Origin of the sequence: Singulisphaera sp. GP187, assembly GCF_900129635.1 — a bacterium.
Classification (GTDB): domain Bacteria; phylum Planctomycetota; class Planctomycetia; order Isosphaerales; family Isosphaeraceae; genus Singulisphaera.
Genome location: NZ_FSRB01000001.1, coordinates 1,551,468 through 1,567,903 on the forward strand (window position 1 = coordinate 1,551,468; position 16,436 = coordinate 1,567,903).

At 63.3% G+C, this 16,436-nt stretch carries 16 protein-coding genes; 7 read left to right on the forward strand and 9 right to left on the reverse strand.

The features are described 5' to 3' along the window. Positions 1-66: 66 nt before the first annotated feature. The gene (locus BUS42_RS06090; protein ID WP_074306149.1) at positions 67-885 is read right to left on the reverse strand and encodes a cytidylate kinase-like family protein; all 819 of its coding nucleotides are present in this window, start codon (positions 883-885) and stop codon (positions 67-69) included. A 325-nt stretch (positions 886-1,210) separates the two neighbouring features. Here BUS42_RS06090 and BUS42_RS06095 point away from each other — a divergent pair, with 325 nt between their 5' ends. Both BUS42_RS06095 and BUS42_RS06100 read left to right on the forward strand, forming a co-directional pair. Then, the gene (locus BUS42_RS06095) at positions 1,211-1,420 is read left to right on the forward strand and encodes a hypothetical protein (protein ID WP_074306151.1); all 210 of its coding nucleotides are present in this window, start codon (positions 1,211-1,213) and stop codon (positions 1,418-1,420) included. A gap of 104 nt (positions 1,421-1,524) precedes the next feature. Beyond that, positions 1,525-2,319: a glucosamine-6-phosphate deaminase gene (locus BUS42_RS06100; protein ID WP_074306153.1), complete on the forward strand. Its 795-nt coding sequence runs from the start codon at positions 1,525-1,527 to the stop codon at positions 2,317-2,319. Between the two features lie 487 nt (positions 2,320-2,806). Here the strand turns inward: BUS42_RS06100 and BUS42_RS06105 are convergent, their stop codons facing one another. After that, positions 2,807-3,301 carry a hypothetical protein gene (locus BUS42_RS06105; protein WP_074306156.1) on the reverse strand — a complete coding sequence of 165 codons (495 nt, stop codon included), beginning with the start codon at positions 3,299-3,301 and terminating at the stop codon, positions 2,807-2,809. A gap of 138 nt (positions 3,302-3,439) precedes the next feature. Here BUS42_RS06105 and BUS42_RS42565 point away from each other — a divergent pair, with 138 nt between their 5' ends. Continuing rightward, on the forward strand, positions 3,440-3,646 hold the full coding sequence (locus tag BUS42_RS42565; protein ID WP_254053335.1) for a hypothetical protein: 207 nt from the start codon (positions 3,440-3,442) through the stop codon (positions 3,644-3,646). A 210-nt stretch (positions 3,647-3,856) separates the two neighbouring features. On the opposite strand, the gene BUS42_RS06110 is transcribed toward BUS42_RS42565, so the two are convergent. Further along, positions 3,857-5,299 (reverse strand): MFS transporter, encoded by a 1,443-nt coding sequence (locus tag BUS42_RS06110; RefSeq protein ID WP_074306158.1) that lies wholly within the window; start codon positions 5,297-5,299, stop codon positions 3,857-3,859. Between the two features lie 173 nt (positions 5,300-5,472). On the opposite strand from BUS42_RS06110, the gene BUS42_RS06115 reads away from it, so the two are divergent. Then, positions 5,473-6,954: a glycosyltransferase family 39 protein gene (locus BUS42_RS06115; protein ID WP_074306160.1), complete on the forward strand. Its 1,482-nt coding sequence runs from the start codon at positions 5,473-5,475 to the stop codon at positions 6,952-6,954. A gap of 153 nt (positions 6,955-7,107) precedes the next feature. Here BUS42_RS06115 and BUS42_RS06120 read toward each other — a convergent pair whose 3' ends face one another. The 6 genes from BUS42_RS06120 to BUS42_RS06145 all read right to left on the reverse strand — a co-directional run bounded on the left by BUS42_RS06120 (position 7,108) and on the right by BUS42_RS06145 (position 14,535). Continuing rightward, entirely contained in the window at positions 7,108-8,328 is a 1,221-nt protein-coding gene (locus BUS42_RS06120) for a FliM/FliN family flagellar motor switch protein (protein WP_074306161.1), read from the reverse strand. After that, positions 8,328-9,254: a hypothetical protein gene (locus tag BUS42_RS06125; protein ID WP_074306162.1), complete on the reverse strand. Its 927-nt coding sequence runs from the start codon at positions 9,252-9,254 to the stop codon at positions 8,328-8,330. The genes BUS42_RS06120 and BUS42_RS06125 overlap by 1 nt, the downstream gene beginning before the upstream one ends. A gap of 52 nt (positions 9,255-9,306) precedes the next feature. Continuing rightward, positions 9,307-10,095 carry a response regulator transcription factor gene (locus BUS42_RS06130; RefSeq protein WP_074306163.1) on the reverse strand — a complete coding sequence of 263 codons (789 nt, stop codon included), beginning with the start codon at positions 10,093-10,095 and terminating at the stop codon, positions 9,307-9,309. 86 nt (positions 10,096-10,181) lie between these two features. Further along, positions 10,182-11,399, reverse strand: a complete 1,218-nt coding sequence (locus BUS42_RS06135; protein WP_074310749.1) for a hybrid sensor histidine kinase/response regulator — start codon at positions 11,397-11,399, stop codon at positions 10,182-10,184. A gap of 59 nt (positions 11,400-11,458) precedes the next feature. Then, entirely contained in the window at positions 11,459-11,959 is a 501-nt protein-coding gene (locus BUS42_RS06140) for a response regulator (protein ID WP_074306164.1), read from the reverse strand. 80 nt (positions 11,960-12,039) lie between these two features. Beyond that, positions 12,040-14,535: a PAS domain S-box protein gene (locus tag BUS42_RS06145; protein ID WP_074306165.1), complete on the reverse strand. Its 2,496-nt coding sequence runs from the start codon at positions 14,533-14,535 to the stop codon at positions 12,040-12,042. A 248-nt stretch (positions 14,536-14,783) separates the two neighbouring features. On the opposite strand from BUS42_RS06145, the gene BUS42_RS06150 reads away from it, so the two are divergent. From BUS42_RS06150 to panD, 3 genes are read left to right on the forward strand one after another with little or no spacing between them, the layout of a single operon-like run. Continuing rightward, entirely contained in the window at positions 14,784-15,149 is a 366-nt protein-coding gene (locus BUS42_RS06150; protein ID WP_074306166.1) for a (2Fe-2S) ferredoxin domain-containing protein, read from the forward strand. 7 nt (positions 15,150-15,156) lie between these two features. Further along, the gene (gene panC / locus BUS42_RS06155) at positions 15,157-16,014 is read left to right on the forward strand and encodes a pantoate--beta-alanine ligase (RefSeq protein WP_083670073.1); all 858 of its coding nucleotides are present in this window, start codon (positions 15,157-15,159) and stop codon (positions 16,012-16,014) included. A gap of 6 nt (positions 16,015-16,020) precedes the next feature. Further along, positions 16,021-16,410, forward strand: a complete 390-nt coding sequence (gene panD / locus BUS42_RS06160; RefSeq protein WP_074306167.1) for an aspartate 1-decarboxylase — start codon at positions 16,021-16,023, stop codon at positions 16,408-16,410. Positions 16,411-16,436 lie beyond the last annotated feature (26 nt).

Genomic DNA, 16,436 nt, shown 5'->3' on the forward strand with positions numbered 1-16,436 from the left:
CAAGCACCGCGGCCGCCGCCTCGCGTCCCTTCGCATTGTCCCCGAGCTGGGCGACCCGAGGCGATCCTACGCGGCCGGGTCCGTCGGACCCGAATCGGTGGGTGCCAGTTCGATCGCCGGACTGGCGACCGTTGTGATCGCCGTTCCCAGGTCTCGGGTCGACTGGCCCGCTTCGATCGCTCGGACGATGACCTCGGCGGCGATTTGGAGCCCGAGGCTGTTGGAGTCCAGGACCAGGTCGTAGTTGTGGGGATCGGTTGAATCGACCCGGTGCATCGTGCGGTCGAAATGAAGCCGGCGACGGTCCAATTCACTCGCCGCTCGGCGCGCGGTGCGGACGGAAACCCCCATCCGCTCGGACAGCCGCAGCGCCCGGGCCTTCAAGGGCGCGATAATCCGGACCGAGAGCGTCTCCTCTCGCGGGAGCAAAAAGTTCGCGCCACGGCCGACGATCACGGATTGGCCTCCCCGGCCGATCGCTTCGAGCAATTTGGCCAGGTGGTCGAGGTAGGCCTCCTGGGGCGCGTAGTGCTCTTCGCGGAGCGGCAGGATCCAGTCCTGCACGACGCTGGGGGCGAGCTCGTCGAAGACCCGCACCTCGTCGGCGGAGAGCTCCATCCGTTGGGCGATGGCTTCGAGGATCTCGTGGTCGTAGACCTTCCAGCTCAGGCGTCTGGCGACGATTCGGCCGATCGTTCCTCCGCCGGCCCCCGCCTCTCGACTGATACAGATATTGCGGAACCGAGCGGCTGAGGCCCGCGAGGACTGCTCCGTGCGGCGGTCGACCCTCCGGCCAAAGAGCCAGCGCGCGAGCGAGCCTGGCCAGGCTCGAAATCCGCCTGGATCTTCCGGTTCGCTCTCGGCGAATGCCTCCGACGTGGCCATCCCTCGTCCTCCCGCGGTCAATTCTTACAAACCCCAGTCTAGAGCGTTGGTTGGCGAAAGGAAAGTCGCCGCCGGGGACAGTCCCACGATGTAATCCTTACAACGGTCCTGACCCGGAAAGCAACCGCGGAAATTCTCTGATTTTTACTCAAGTTTTCGCTCCACACCAGTTTGGGGCAATCGGCGCTCGCCATCTCGGTCGCCTGGCACGACCTTTGCTTTAAACCTCAGTCGTTAACATCGGCTGGCTGCCCGCCGAAAACGATAACGACAGTCGACTCGCACGGTTGCTCTTCATTTTTCTTATTCAAGGACGATCACTCCGATGAAAAATCGCCGAAGCACGCTGCTGTGGATGAAGGACTTGATCGAGCACATGAACCAGTGCCACGAGCAGCTCTTGTGGGCCGCGGATGGCCCGTCCGAATCGTTCTTGACCGAGTCGATGATGGTGGACCTGGTCGAGTGCAAGCGGCTCTGCGAGGAACTGAGGGGCAAGGGTCAGGCGACTCCTCTGCTCGCCGTTTCGGTCTGACGTCGGTTCTTTCCTCAAAGACGGTGGCCGGTCTGAGCGAGACACGCTACGCTACACTGGTTTGGACCCGAATCGCTGACCGAAGTCCCCCGAGGATCTGGGCGATGAGCCTACCCGAGCCAACACCCGTGACCCAGTTCACCGTCGATTCCCTCCGCGTGGTCGTCCACGAAGACCGTGCCCAAATGGGGCGCGCGGCCGCCCAGCTTGTCGCGCGGACGATTACCGAGCGCCTGAGCACCCACGATCGCGCGAACGTCGTCTTCGCCGCGGCGCCCAGTCAGAATGAGTTTCTCGCCAGCCTGGTGGCCAGTCCCGAGATCAATTGGTCGAAGGTTTTTGGCTTCCACATGGATGAATATCTGGGCCTTGGCCCGGATCATCCCGCCTCGTTCCGCCGCTACTTGCAAGAGCACCTGTTCCGGCTCGTCGGCATTTCCGGTGATCGCCTTCGCTTGATCCCGGGCGAACAGACCGAGTCGCCGTTGCAGACTTGCCTGGCCTACGAATCGCTCTTGAAGGCCGAGCCGACCGACATCGTCTGCGCCGGGATTGGTGAGAACGGCCATCTCGCGTTCAACGACCCTCCGGTCGCCGACCTGCTCGATCCGGTGCTGATCAAAGTCGTCCGCCTGGACGCGGCCTGCCGAACCCAGCAGCTCAACGACGGTTGCTTCGACCGAATCGAAGACGTGCCGACCCACGCCTACACGCTGACCGTGCCCGCGCTGTTGGCCGCGCCTGTCGTCTCGGTGGTCGTGCCCGGCCCCCGCAAAGCCGAGGCCGTGCTGGCGACCCTCCGCGGCCCGATCGGCGAAGCCTGCCCCGCCTCGGCTCTGAGACGCCACCCTGGGGCCATCCTCCACCTCGATCGCGAATCGGCCCGCTACGTGCTTTGATCGGGACGAGTAAGATTCCCGTTCGAGGCGAGCGCATTTTGGATTCAGGCGAGCGGGGAGCGATCAGCTCCCCGTTTTCGTGCCTCCATTCAGGCGAAGACGCCACGCGATGACGGCAATTTGCCGCGTTGTGATGGAATCGTCATTCAAAGAAAGTCGCGCCTCGCGTTCGGAGCGATCCTTCGGAAGAAGAACTCGAGGCGTTTCTCAAGCCGTTCTCACACGTCTCGAATCCGGACGATCACTCCTCACGAAGAGGCATTGATACCGATTCCTTACCTCACGAGACCGCGTAATCTTCATCGCGGACCGAACCTTCTGGATCGGGTCGAATCCGCCAGCGAATCGTGCCCGGCGAGGAGTATCGAACGCTTCCGACGGCCCCAGGGCAATTGCAACGGAATCCAAACCCACGCCGACTGAGCCCGGAAACCTCCAGCCTATCGAATCGTCCGTCTCTCGGGCCCTCTTCCGCGTCGCGGGAGGCCTACGGGCCTAACCTATCGACCACTCGGCCTTCCCGGAGTCCTTGCAACGATCGGTCGACCTCCTGCGACTGTTGTTGCAGCCGCATCGATTCGATCTCGCCGCTACGGAGGAAGTCGGAATTCCCCTGCCACCCAGGCTGCTGCCGTCGGCTCGGGACCTGGTGAGCCGATACCTCCGACTGCTGCCTCAGTTGCTGAATCCTCCGGTCGACGTCGTACTTCTGTGCCTCGCGAAGGTCCGCCAGGTCCTGATAATTCCGTTCCTCCTGACGCCGCCTCGCCTCCGCAGCCTCCCGCTCTCGCTCCAGCACGCCCTGGCGTTCCTCCTCGGCCCCCGGGTCGTAAGGGTTTCTGGTCACGTACGTGACCAGACCGCGTTCGTCCACCACCGGATAGAGTGCGACCTTTGCGCGTGAACCGCTCGAACCTCCGGAGCACCCCGACGTGATTGCAAGCAACGCCGCATAAGTCACAGACCAGTGAGTGTGGGACATCCCTAATCTCCAGATCGGATGCCTCGTCGCGGAACCATTGATGCCTTCCTCAAGCTAGCATACAGCAAATGCGAGAAGACGTAGCATGACCTGATCGGAAACCGTCCCCTCCGCCAGCGCAGAAGTGCCCGCGCTGCGTTGTGCCGTTCGGCGGGCACGCGTCGCGATGTGGCCGGAGCCAATGGCGGAGGCGAGCCGACTCACACCTACACCTACACGCTGACCGTGCCCGCGCTGTTGGCCGCGTCTGTCGTCTCGGTGGTCGTGCCCGGCCCCCGCAAAGCCGAGGCCGTGCTGGCAACCCTCCGCGGCCGATCGGTGAAGCCTGCCCCGCCTCGGCATTGAGACGCCACCCTGGGGCCATCCTCCACCTCGATCGCGAATCGGCCCGCTACGTGCTTTGAGCAGGACGTGTGAGATTCCTCTTTGAGGCGAGCAGATTTGGGATTCAGGCGAGCGGGGAGCTGGTCGCTGTCTCGATGAGCCACCGAGGATGGGAGTTGGGACACGCCCCTCGGGAGCGAGGGGCGTGTCGCCGATTCGTACGGGGAGCGATCACTCCGGCAACGGCTTCCCTTGGGTCTCGGGGGCGAACGGTAGCGCGACGAGACCGATGACGAAGACCAGGCACATCGTCACGCCCGCGTAGCGCAACGGCAGAGCGGCATCGACCGCTTTGTAATGACCATAAACTTCGCTCGTGAGCAGGCCGAGGGCCGAAGGACCGGCCGCCGCGACCAACCGTCCCACGTTGTAGCAGAACGAAGTTCCCGTGCTTCGCAGGCGGGTTGGGAAGAGTTCCGGGAAGTAGATGGCGTAGCCGCCGAACAGGGTGAGCTGGCAGAATCCCATGAGCGGGATCATCCAGAACACGTCGTAGAAGCTATCGAGAAACCAGAAAGTGAACGCCGTCGAGCCCATTGCGAGCAGGAACGAGATGGCGAACGCCTTCTTGCGACCAATGACCTGGGTGACTTTACTAAACGCGTAAATTCCGAAGAAGGCACCAAAATTCAAGAGGAGGGAAGTGATCCCACTCAAATACGTAAGCTTTCCATCGATGTAGCTTTTCGCGGCACCACCGGTCAATCCCGCTTGCTCGGCAAGCTCCCCGTAGTGAGCGCGGAACACGGTGCGGACCAGGTCGAAGCTGAAGAAGCCGATGCCCCAGAGGCCGACCACGCCCGAGAACGCCAGCAACATGCCCACGATCGTGTTGCGCCGCCAGCGTGGATCGGTGAACAGCTCCGTAATCGAACCGAGCTTGGGGCCGTCCCCGACAATCCCGGCCGCCTTGTCGGCGGCACGCTTCGCCGCCGCTTCCTTCCAGCGATCCGGCTCCTTCAGACGCTTCATGATGAAAACGGAGAGCAGGGCGGGGAGCACGCCGATCACGAACATGCCGCGCCAGGAACTTGCGATTGCTCCTCGCGTTTCCAACTCGCCCATGGCAATGCTGATCAGTGCGGCCATCATGTTGCCCACCGCCGACAGCGCCTGGAGCCAGCCGAGTGCGGCGGTCCTGGCCCGTTCGGGCATGACCTCTGCTACCAACGAGACGCCCACGGCGAACTCACCCCCGACCCCAAGCCCGGTCAGAAATCGGTAGAGTGCAAAATCCCAGAAGCCCGTGGCGAACGCGCTGAGACCCGTGAAGGCCGAATAGAGCAAGATGGTCAGGATCATCGTCTTGGCGCGGCCGATACGATCACCCAGAATCCCGAAGACCAACCCGCCGATCGCCCAGCCGATGATAAAGATGGACGTGGCATAGCCCGCGTATTTGTCGATGTCCAGATCACCCGGCGTGGCGCCGATCAACTCGGTGATGGCCGGTTTTCTGGCCAGGTTGAAGAGTTGCTGGTCCATCGTATCGAAGAGCCAGCCAAGAGCCGCGACGATGAAGACGAACCAGTGATAACGGTTGAGGAGCTTGTACCAAGGGCGGGAATCTCCGTCGGCCGGAGCCGAGGAGATGGGCGAATCATCGAAATGCATGTAAGAGGGTCTCCGAAGTGACAACAGACAGGCGATCAAACGATCCGTCTTTGCTCACTCCCAAACATTGCGGGATTCTGGGCTTCCGAGGAACGAACGGCTTGAAGATAACATGATGGTCGCCTTGACGCCGCAATCGAGACTCCGAGTTTTTCAACACCGGAAAGAGCGCAATGCGAAAAGCTGTCGTTGCGGTGCTCAGCGTGCAGGTTGCTCTCACCCTCGCTTTTCTGCTCACGCTCCGGTCGGGACGCTTTCCGCTGGGGATTCCCGGGGAATGGGAGTGGCTTCGGCTCCCGCACGGCGTTGCGCCCATGGCGTTGCAATGGGCCATCGGAGTGTCGGGGGTTCTCGGCTACGCCCTGTTTGCCGGATGGGGAATGCGGGTGCTCGGGACGACGCCCCATCGGTGGAATGAAGTCATGGCCGTCCTCGGCCTGGTCGTCGCCTCGCTTGTGACGCAGGTGCTCGTCGCCATCGCCGCGCCCGAGGGCTACGGCCTAGCCAAGTGGATCTTGGCGCTACACAACCCAGGATCGAATGGGTATTACACCGTCGCGAAAAAACAGATGGGTGATCTGGCCCCGTTTCTGGCGGACTATCCAAACTGGATTCAGCGCCAGGATGCGCTTCACGTCGGCACCCACCCGCCCGGCCTCTTCCTCCTCCAGCGCGGCCTGCTCAACGCGATGGAAGCCCAGCCCGCGGTCGCTCGGTTCGTCGTCGAGCATCTCCCGCAATCGGTCTCGTCGGCGTGCCTGGTTGTCGAACAATATGCCCACTTGACGCGAGCCGATCGCGCGACCCTGGCGTTGACTGGCGCCCTGACGATGCTGCTCTGCTCGTTGACGGTGGTTCCGCTTTACCTCCTGGCCCGCTCGTCACTCCCCGCGAACGCCGCCTGGGCCGCCGCGACACTCTGGCCACTGGTCCCCTCGGCGATCCTGTTTCAGCCCGCGGCCGACACCGCCTTCCCCTTCCTTTCGACCACGGCCCTGGCGTTCGCCGCCTATTCAAGTCGGGCCAACAAGCCGCGTGCCAGTCTGATCGCCGCGGCCGGCTCGGGCGTGGTCCTGGCGGTTGGAATGGGCTTCACCCTGGCGTTCCTCCCGATCGGGCTGATCGTGGCGATCCTGATCGGGATCGGGATCGGGCCAGGTCGATCGCTGAGGCAGAAGGGGGGGGCCATCGTGGTGGTTGGGCTCGGCTTCCTGATTCCCACCTTACTGGGTTGGGCTGTCACCCGCTCGAATCCGTTTTTGACCTGGTGGTGGAATCAACGCAATCATGCGCGGTTCTATGTGGAATATCCGCGTTCGTACCTCGCCTGGATCATCGCCAACCCGCTCGAGCTCGCGGTGGCGATCGGTTTGCCCGCGGCCGTTTGGGTGCTGGTCGGAATCGGTCGGCTACGCCAGGCGCCTCGCGTTTCGCTGGCGACCTTCGCCTTGCTCGCCGTTCTGACTCTCGGCGGCCGGAGTCTGAGCGAGGTGGCCCGGCTCTGGCTGCCGATGATGCCCGCGCTGCTGGTCGCCGCCGGTGCCGGTCTGACCCGGCTAGGTGGGGGAGCGGCCTCACTGGGAATCACCGTCGGTGGGATCGGGATACAGACCTTGATCCTCCAAGCGACGATTCAGGTCGTCTATCCCACCTAAGCTCGCATCCCGACGCCTCTCTCCCCCCCTGGGACCGCGGGGGTCCCGCCCGCTCTTGTCTTGAATTGATTAAATCAAAACCCATGGAATTGCGGGCGGGTTGCTCGCGGTCCCGGGGGAATTAAAAACAAATCAATAAGGCTGATACTGGTGTCAGAGGAAGATGTTGGTGACCCGGACGCCGAGTTCCGTGTCGATCAAGACGAGTTCGCCGCGTGCGACGAGTCGGCCGCCGGAGGTCAGCTCGACGGGCTCGCGGGAGTGGCGGCCAAGCTCGACCACGTCGCCTGGTTTCAGGTCGGCGAGCCGGCTCAAGGTGAAGTTGACCCGGCCAAGCTCGACCGTCAGAGTGATCGGGATGTCGGTCGGTGACACGGCCCCCGGGCCTTGGCTGGAGCCGGCGTTGGGGTCGGTTGAAGCAGGATGACTCAAGGCGAGGCCCTCCCGAAAGACTGGATTGCTCCGGACCCCGCTCTTGAGGTTCAGGAGGAGGCCGCCGGAGCCGGCGACCGGTTCGCTGGAAAACCAGAGACGATGGTGCGTGCCACTGAGCCGCGCTGTGAGTTCGACAGGGCCGGATGGACTCTGCGGCGTCCCCCGGAGTCGAGAGCCTCCCAACAACGGGAGCACGCCGCCGACCCGAAGGGTACCGACGCCTCGAGGCAGGCTGATGGTTCCCGCCTCGGCTCGCCAGAGGCTGGAGAGCTCACGAAACCGCCGCGACTCCGCCGGTCCCGGCTCGGTGCTTGGAGTCGGCTCGGTGGCCAGCCAGAGGGCGACGAGCGACTCGGGCAGCCAGAGCCGCACCGATCCGTCAACGTCCCCGACGCGGATTCCCCAACGCAGGGTGACGATCGTCCCGAGCTGCCGGACGTCGAACGGGTCGGGACCGGCGCGGTCCATGAGCAAGTCCCAGGGGCCGAGGGGGCCCGACTGGTCCGCGGCGTTCGAGAGCCCCCGCGCAATCAGGAACGTCAACACTCCCCACTCCACGGGGGTGAGCTGGAGCCGTCCCTCGGTCGGTGGCCGGTCGTCGCCAAGGAGGCGATCGACCAAGGCGTGGGCGATCGGCGTTTCGATCCCGATCGCCAGGCGTGTTGAGAGCCGGGGCCAGGAGAACTGGGCCACGAGCCCCGGCCGGCCGAGTCCCGACGCTCTCCAGAGCACCTCGGCGCGGCTGCTCGAGCGAACCGGCCCGAACAACTCCACGAGCCCAGGCGACGTCGTAGGCAATCGTCCGTCGGGCGTGATCCGACCGAGCCGATATTCCAGATGAACCTGGCGATGCGAGAGCAGGGGGAGCCGCCCGAGCGGCCCGGACTCCACCATCGGCCGCCTGACTTCCGCTTCGTCATGATCCGAGGCCGAGGCCATCAGGGCATTGCTCCTCTCGGATCTTTGACCCGACCTTCGTCGCGCAGTTGATCCCAGACGAACTGCAAGAGCGCGGATTCCCAGCCGAGGACGGCGGGAACGCTCGACTTCGCGCGGGTCATCTGGGTGCGCAACAGCCTGGCGACGGAGTAGGGCAAATGTTGGAGCGCCCAACGAACCCGGTACGGCTCGCCGGCTCCGAGAAGCCTGGCGAAGGTGATCAGCCCGATCGACCCGAGCGTGTCGCGCTCCACCTGACCAAACTGGGCCACGTCGAGCTCGGCTTGCGTCTTGAGTTGGGGATCGAGCGCGGAGAATGCGGTCTGGACCGCGCGATGGAGCGTCCGCGCGTGGGAATGAGGATGGGACGCGGAGATATCGGCCCCGGAGAGAGTCCATTTGGCCAGTCCGACCGCCGCGATCAGCCGGGTGATCTCGGGCAAGTCGAGTTGGCTCAGAGCGACGATGACCGGGAGGTCGGCGCGGTCGGGCCAGTCTCCCACGAGGCGTTCGGCCCAGAGTGCCAAGGCCGCGTTCAGGGCCTCGGGCAGGGGTGTCCCGAGAGAGCGCAAGTCATCGTCGGAGAGACCGAGGCCAGTTTGGAGCGGTCCTCGGATCGACGGGGGAGCATGGGCAACCACGGCGCGCTGAACGGCGGGGGACTCATTTTTCAAGGCGCGGAGCCACCAACTGGGATGAATCCGGCTCCAGTCGGGATGTCGTTGCGCCGCTTGCTCGCGGCGGACCTGGTCTCGGGCCTCCTCGGGGTCGAGCTTCCTCACCTCGTTCCAGCCGCTTTGGAGGAGCTGCCGCCAACCGGGTTCGAAACCGTTCCAGAACCGGGCGTCGACCTCCTCCGACCACCCGCGCAGGGCCGCGAGCAAGGCTCGGTCGGCGATGGCGAGCGGAGCTGCTGTTGACGTCAAACCAGACCTCCCCTTGAGAAGAAGCGGACCGAGCGCCGGGACTCGGCGCGGCTCAGTCCACCCCTGAACCCTCGGCCTTGTCGAAGCGCTTGCGAAACGTGAGGAGCTCGCCCGAACCGTGACTGGCAATTTCGTCGAATTTGGCTGCGGGTACGGCCTTTGGCCAGCGCAAGTCGGCGGGGACTGGATCTTGCCTGAGCCATCCGGAGGTGTCCCGGAGGGTGACGGTTAAGTGGTTCGATTCGATGACGTAGGCCAGAGTTCCCACGTTCGCGATTTTGTGAACCAGACCCCAGTTGTCCGCGTCGGCCGCGATCTCGGCGAAGGCCGCGCCGATTCGGGCGATCGAGTCCGGATCGAGGGATGAGCGTGCCACGAGCAGGCTGCGCATCAGGGCCAGTTGGCGCAAGGTTTCGCCGTCGCCGTGGGTTTCAAGGGGGACTTCCCCTTCGGATTCGTGGTTTTCGATGTCGCGTCGCCAGGCGTCGGCGTCGGCCATGGCCTGGAAGATCTGATCGGGGGTGTAGGGCTTCGGGATGTAGTCGTTCGCGCCGACGCGAAAGCTCTGGAGCCGGTTCTCCGAGGCGATCCGCGCGGTGACCATGACGACGGGGATCAGGCTGGTCGTTCTCCGCGCCTTGATCGACTTGCAGACCTCATAGCCGTTGATGTCCGGGAGCATCAGGTCCAGAAAGACAATATCGGGGGGCTGGCTACGGACTTTCTCCAGTGCCTCGCCCCCGGTGTAGGCCGAGTCGGTCCGGTAGCCGCGAAGCTGGACGAGCATGGCGAGGAGATGGTTCGCCTCGGGCTCGTCTTCGACAATCAGGGCGGTTGGCATCGAAAAAAGACTCTCGCGAACTTGGTGTCCGGCCCGCGGCACGCGCCACTCGTCAGCCACTTCCCCTCGAGAAGGCAGGCCACCGTTCAATCGCCGGCCGTGGCCGGCCTGCCATCCGGCGCGGATTCGTCCGGCTGGTGCCTCGGTAGTCGAATCGTCACTCGGGTTCCCTCGTCGACGACGCTCTCCGCGGAAACGCTTCCCCCATGCAGTTCAACGAATTGCTTGACGATGCTCAACCCCAGCCCGAGCCCGCGTTTGTTGAATCCAAAGTCACCCGAGGAGTGGCGGCTCGAGTCGAACTGGGTGAAGAAGGGCTGAAACAGGTAGGCGAGCGCGCGAGGTTGGAGGCCAATCCCCTGGTCGGCAATCACAATTTCCGCCTGATCGGGCGTAACGAGTCGGGCGGCCAAGGAAATTTTTCCGCCATCAGGAGTGAATTTAATCGCGTTAGTGAGTAAATTGACGATGGACGCGCTTAGTTTGTCTCGGTCGACCTCGAAGGTCCCGAGGTCGCTGGCCAGATCAAGATTGAGGAGGAGATTTCGCACCCGCAGGAACGGCGCAACCTGTTCGACTCCGTCGCGCAGGAGGGAGGCCAGGTCGGCCGGTTCGCGTTGGAGGGTTCGCCGAAAGTCGTCGGCACGCATCATGGTCAGTGTATTGGTGACCAGCTTGGCCAATTGTCGAGCACTGGTGGAGATCCGTTCGATCAGCGTACGTTCTTGCTCGCTCCGATCGGGATTGGTGAGCCGAAGCAATTCACTGAGGCCCAGGACCAGGGTGATCGGCGTGTTGAACTCGTGACTGGCGACCTCGATGAACGCGCTTTTGAGTTGCCCCGCCTCGGCGAGTTCCTCGTTGGCACGGGTGAGTCGTTGGTTGGCGGTCTGGAGTTCGGCGATCAGCCGTTTTCGTTCGGCGAGGAGCTCGTAATGATCGATCGCCTGGCGGAGAATCCCCTCGAGCTCGGTGGCATCCCACGGCTTGAGGATATAGCGGAAAATATTGCCTTCGTTGACGGCGTTGATCACCGCCTGGATGTCGGCGTAGCCGGTGAAGAGCATCCGGATCGCATCGGGCTGGATTCGGCGGGCGTGGCTCAGGAGCACATCGCCGGACATGCCGGGCATGCGTTGATCGGAGAGGATCAGGTGGACTTCGTTCTGTTCGAGGAGCGAAATCGCCTGAGCCCCGCTGCTCGCGATCAGCACGCGATACGTACGATGGAACAGATGGCGCAGACTTTCCAACACATCGATTTCGTCATCCACCACGAGTAGGGTGTGTCGCCTCTGATCCATCCACATCTCTCCGACTCGGAACAACGCTCCACGAGTTGACAGGGGTTGGTGCGCAAAGCTCAGTGGGTCGTCTCGGGTCCGCCTAGCCTTTGGACCTGAGACTCCAAGGCGGTGACGCGCTGTTGGAGGCTACCGATCACGTTCAGGAGTTCCTCACGCTCGCGCGCTGCCTCGGTCAAGCGGTCGTACTCCTCGGCGGCGAGTCGGACGGCCCCCTCGAGTTCCTCGGGTTGCCATGGTTTCTTGAGGAAGCCGAAGATATGGCCTTGGTTGATCGCGGCGATAATGGACTCGAGGTCGGCGAAGCCGGTGAAGAGCATCCGGACGGCTTGGGGATACTTCGATTTGACCTTGGCGAGGAGCTCGACTCCGGTGATCTGAGACATTCGCTGGTCCGACATCACGATGTGGACCTCCTCTTCCTGCATGATCCGGTAGCCTTCCTGGGCGCTATTCGCCTTCAGGACGCGAAACTCGCGGCGCAGCAGGTCGTGGACGGAGTCGCACACGTTCGGCTCGTCGTCGACGATCAGCAGGCAATGTTTGGCGACTGGTTTCATGGCAATGAACTCCGCGAGCCTGGCCCCACGACTCAGAACCATTAAAACAGATAAAAAAAAGGGGGCTGGCCAATCCGGCTTTAGGATGGATTTAAGGGAAGGTAGATCCGGAAACAGGTGTCCTCGCCGGGAGGACTCGTGACCTCGATCCGGCCGCCGTGACCGGTCACGATACCGTGGCTGATGGAGAGGCCGAGGCCGGTCCCCTCACCCACTGATTTCGTGGTGAAGAACGGATCGAACAACTGGGGCAGACTCTCCGCGGGGATCCCTCCGCCGTTGTCAGACAAGGAAAGACAGACCATGTCTCCATCCCGAGCGGTGCAAAAGCGGATGTGCCCCCCCTCGGTTCGCCCGGTGGCCTCAACCGCCTGGGTTGCATTGATCAGCAGGTTCAAGATCACCTGGCTAATCTGGGACGGGACGCAGGCGATCCGAGGAACGTCGCCGTGCTCGACGCTGATTTCGATGTTATGCCGTCGGAGCCGTCCCCGGATCATCTCGAGTGCCGATTCCAACATGTCGGGGATGGCCGCCGCCTCCATCTTGGGAGGGGAGGTCCTCGCCAGCCCGCGCAGGTTCTGAACGATATTGGCGACCCGCTGTACGCCCTCACGAGTTCGGCTCAACATCCGTCCCAGGTTGTCCCGGACATAGGGCCAGTCGAGTTCCTCGGCGACCGCTTCGACCTCCTTGACCACGTCGGGGGACGCCAAGCTCATAGGGCCGAGGGCGCGCTCGTAGATCGCGATCATCTCCAGAACGCTCTTCATGTCGCGCTCGAGCACCGCCAGGTTGTTGGCCACGTAGGCGAGCGGATTATTGATCTCGTGGGCCACCCCCGCGCTCAGCAAGCCGATCGATGCCAACTTTTCGGATTGGGCGAGCATGGCCCTCATCCGTTGACGTTCGGTCTGATCGCGGATCGAGCCGATAAACTGCAATTCTCCGGCCAGTTCGATCGCGTTGAGCGAGAGCTCGAGGGGGAAGTCCTCCTGGTTCTTCCGCCGCCCCTTGAGCTCCACCGTCCTCCCCACGATGCTCGGCTGGCGCGCCTCGAGGGCGGCCTCGAACCCACGATCGTCCAGGTCCTTGAACGAGTCGGGCATCAAGAGGGTAATCGGCCGGCCCAGGACCTCGTCCGTCGAGTGGCCGAAGATTTTCTCGGCGGCGGGGTTGAACAGCGTGATTCGCCCCTGCCGGTCGGCCACCACGACGGCGTCGAGACAGCCCTCGGTGAGCTGGCGATAGCGTGCTTCCGAGGCGGTCAGAGCGAGGTTTTTCTCCTGCATTTCGCGTGCGTTGCGCATCTGCGATTCGGCGAATTCGCGGCGTGTTTCTTCGAGCGCCTTGCGTTCGGTGATATCGCGGATCACGGCCAGAACCGCGCGTTGGTCGTCGAACAGGATCGTCGACGTATTGATGTCGACCGGGATGATCCGACCATCCTTGGTGCGATGCCGGCCCTCGCACGAGAGATGGCCTTGCTCCATTTGCTGCTTGAGCCGTTCCTGGAAGCCGGCGGCGAATTCGGGGGCATCGACGTCGTTCGTCGTCAGGCGGAGGAGTTCCTCACGCGAGTAACCGAGCATCCGGCTGGCGGCCGGATTGACGTCGAGAAGTCGTCCATCGAGCGCATGGACCCAGATGGCGTCCTCGATTCCCTCGAAGAGCGCGCGGGCCCGTCGCTCCGAGGCCACCAAGGCCGCCTCGGTTCGCTTCCGCTCGGTAATGTCCTGGACCGTGCTGCGAATTCCCGTCACTCGTCCCTGCTCATCACGCTTGAATCGCTCTTCAATCGAGACGGTCAGGCGTCGTCCGTCGCGCGTCTCGAAAGTCCGTTCGATCGGCTTGAGCGGGTGGTCGCCGCGAACTTTTTTGGGAAAACCCTGGCGGGCCTGCTCGCGGGAATCGGGAGCGACGAAGTCAAAGACGGACGTCTCGACGACCTCCTCACGCACCACGCCGAGCATCTCGCACTCGGTCCGGTTGATGCTGATGATCCGCCCCTCGACGTCCACCTCGTGGTAGCCGACCGGGGCTTCGTCGTAGAGCCGGCGGAACCGCTCCTCGGATTCCCGAAGCGCGACCTCGACCTGTTTCCGTTCGCTGATGTCGGTGACGAACGCATAGAAGCCGAGCGCGACCTCAGCCTCGTCTCGATCCAGGTCCACTAACGCCTCGATCGGCACGAGTCGGCCATCTTTGCGGCGATATTCCTTTTCATAGCGTGCCGACTTGCCGGTCGCCCGGACGCCGGTCAGCGTCTCGATCATCGACGCATGCCAACGCTCGGGAGTGAGGTCCGTGAGCGTCATCGTCTGGAGTTCCGCGGCGCTATAGCCGGTCAATTCGATGAACGCGCGGTTCACGCAAACCAAGCGCCCCCCGAAATCGACGGCTGCAAACGGCTGCGAGGTCCGAGCGAGCCAAGTCCCCAGGCTCCGCGGGAACTTGTCGATCTCCTCCGAGAACCGTGGAGGCGCAGGGGCGGAATCGACGCCGGCCGTGGCGGCGGCGGCACCTTGGGCATTGGACGAGCCCGTCACGGCGGGGACCTTGGGAGAGGAGTCCACGGAGCAGAGTCCCTTGCGACATAATCTCGATCGTGCTCGGTCCTTTGAGTATAGCCCGTCAGCTTGCCCGGCCGTCCACGCCTTTCATCGCTTTTTTTCCAATTCGATCGCGCGACCGGCCGCCGCTTGCCCCGTTGAGGAGGTCTTGACCGATCCCTACACTCCACTCCAGGATACAAGGCAGGAGAGACACGGTCGGGCCGGGTGGCCGGGCTGAAACCACTGGATCGGGAGCCGGGACTGGACCTATGCCCGCGTTCACTCACCACGTTTTCGTTTGCGGCAACGTCCGCGCACCCGGCCACAAACGTGGGTGCTGCGATCCTGACGGGACACAGGCCCTGCGCGACGCGTTCAAGAAAGAGCTCAAAAAAGGGGGCTTCGGCACCTTGGCACGCGCCAATCAGGCGGGCTGCCTGGAACAGTGCGAGCATGGTCCCACGGTCGTGATCTATCCCCAAGGGATCTGGTACGGTCACGTCACGGTCGACGACGTGCCGCGGATCGTCACCAAGACGTTGATCGGCGGCGAGATTCTCAACGACCTCTTGATCGCGGACTCCTGTCTGAATAACCCCGAATGTCCCCATCGACGGCCCGAGAACAAAGGATAGGCGCGACGTGATTCCCTGGGTCAAGAGCATCGCTGAGGTGCGTCAAGCGGTCGGCGAAGCACGAGCGCGAGGATTGAGGATCGGCTTGGTACCGACGATGGGGGCGTTGCACGACGGGCACGTCCACCTGATCGAACGCTGTCGCGCTGCCGCGGATTTCGTCGTGGTTTCGATTTTCGTCAATCCCACTCAGTTTGGACCGTCCGAGGATTTTACGCGCTATCCTCGGACGCCCGAACTCGATCGCGACCGCGCCGCGAGCGGTGGCGCCGACCTGATTTTTGGGCCGACGGCTGAAGAAATGTATCCCCACGGTCCGAACTCGACTTGCGTTGAAGTCGTGCCGTTTGCGGGAATCTTTGAGGGGGCGATTCGCCCCGGCCACTTCCGGGGTGTGGCGACCGTTGTGCTGAAGCTCTTTTCGATCGTCGAGCCGGACCTCGCCTGTTTTGGGCAGAAGGACTTTCAGCAGCAGTGCGTCATCCGGCGGATGGCCGAGGACCTCAATCTGCGACTCTCGATCCAGATCGTGGAGACGGTTCGCGAGCCGGACGGTTTAGCCCTCAGCAGCCGCAACCGCTATCTCGATTCCGATCAGCGTCGCGGTGCGGTGGTGCTCCCGCGGGCGCTCAAGAAGGCTCAAGCGGCGGTGGCCGGGGGCGTTCGTGACGCCGAGCGGGTTCGACAGATTCTCCACGATACGATAAACTCAGAACCGATGGCGCAGCTTGACTACGCCGAGGTTGTCGACGCCGAGACGCTCGGTGTCTTGACTGGGTTGGAAGCGGGCCGAACCGCGGTCGCCTTGCTGGCGGTCAGGTTCGGTGCGACTCGACTGATCGACAATGCCTTCTTGCCGGAATGACGTCGGATGCGGATCAAAGTCCTCAAGTGCAAACTTCATCTCGCCACAGTCACGCGGAACGATCTCCACTACCATGGGAGCCTGACGATCGATCCCGACTTGCTCAAGGCGGTCGGGCTCCTTCCCTACGAGGCGATCCTGGTCAGTAACGTGTCCACCGGGCTGCGCGCCGAGACTTACGTTTTGCCCGGAACCCCAGGTCGGGGGCAGATCGAACTCAACGGCGCGATGGCTCGCCTGGGCGCCGTGGGCGATCAGATCATTATCATGGCGTTTGTTGATCTCGAGCCGGGCGAGATCGACGGGCATCAACCCCGGGTTGTGTCGCTCGATGGCGCCAACCGGGTCCTCGAGCATATTGATTACCCGCCGATCCGGTACAACGGTCGCGCCTGATCGATCGCCTTGCCCCGTTTCCGGGA

Bases quoted from the DNA above. Each gene is read 5' to 3' on its own strand.
- BUS42_RS06090 (WP_074306149.1), bottom strand. From the start codon at position 885: ATGGCCACGTCGGAGGCATTCGCCGAGAGCGAACCGGAAGATCCAGGC.
- BUS42_RS06095 (WP_074306151.1), top strand. From the start codon at position 1,211: ATGAAAAATCGCCGAAGCACGCTGCTGTGGATGAAGGACTTGATCGAG.
- BUS42_RS06100 (WP_074306153.1), top strand. From the start codon at position 1,525: ATGAGCCTACCCGAGCCAACACCCGTGACCCAGTTCACCGTCGATTCC.
- BUS42_RS06105 (WP_074306156.1), bottom strand. From the start codon at position 3,301: ATGTCCCACACTCACTGGTCTGTGACTTATGCGGCGTTGCTTGCAATC.
- BUS42_RS06110 (WP_074306158.1), bottom strand. From the start codon at position 5,299: ATGCATTTCGATGATTCGCCCATCTCCTCGGCTCCGGCCGACGGAGAT.
- BUS42_RS06115 (WP_074306160.1), top strand. From the start codon at position 5,473: ATGCGAAAAGCTGTCGTTGCGGTGCTCAGCGTGCAGGTTGCTCTCACC.
- BUS42_RS06120 (WP_074306161.1), bottom strand. From the start codon at position 8,328: ATGGCCTCGGCCTCGGATCATGACGAAGCGGAAGTCAGGCGGCCGATG.
- BUS42_RS06130 (WP_074306163.1), bottom strand. From the start codon at position 10,095: ATGCCAACCGCCCTGATTGTCGAAGACGAGCCCGAGGCGAACCATCTC.
- BUS42_RS06135 (WP_074310749.1), bottom strand. From the start codon at position 11,399: ATGGATCAGAGGCGACACACCCTACTCGTGGTGGATGACGAAATCGAT.
- BUS42_RS06140 (WP_074306164.1), bottom strand. From the start codon at position 11,959: ATGAAACCAGTCGCCAAACATTGCCTGCTGATCGTCGACGACGAGCCG.
- BUS42_RS06150 (WP_074306166.1), top strand. From the start codon at position 14,784: ATGCCCGCGTTCACTCACCACGTTTTCGTTTGCGGCAACGTCCGCGCA.
- panD (WP_074306167.1), top strand. From the start codon at position 16,021: ATGCGGATCAAAGTCCTCAAGTGCAAACTTCATCTCGCCACAGTCACG.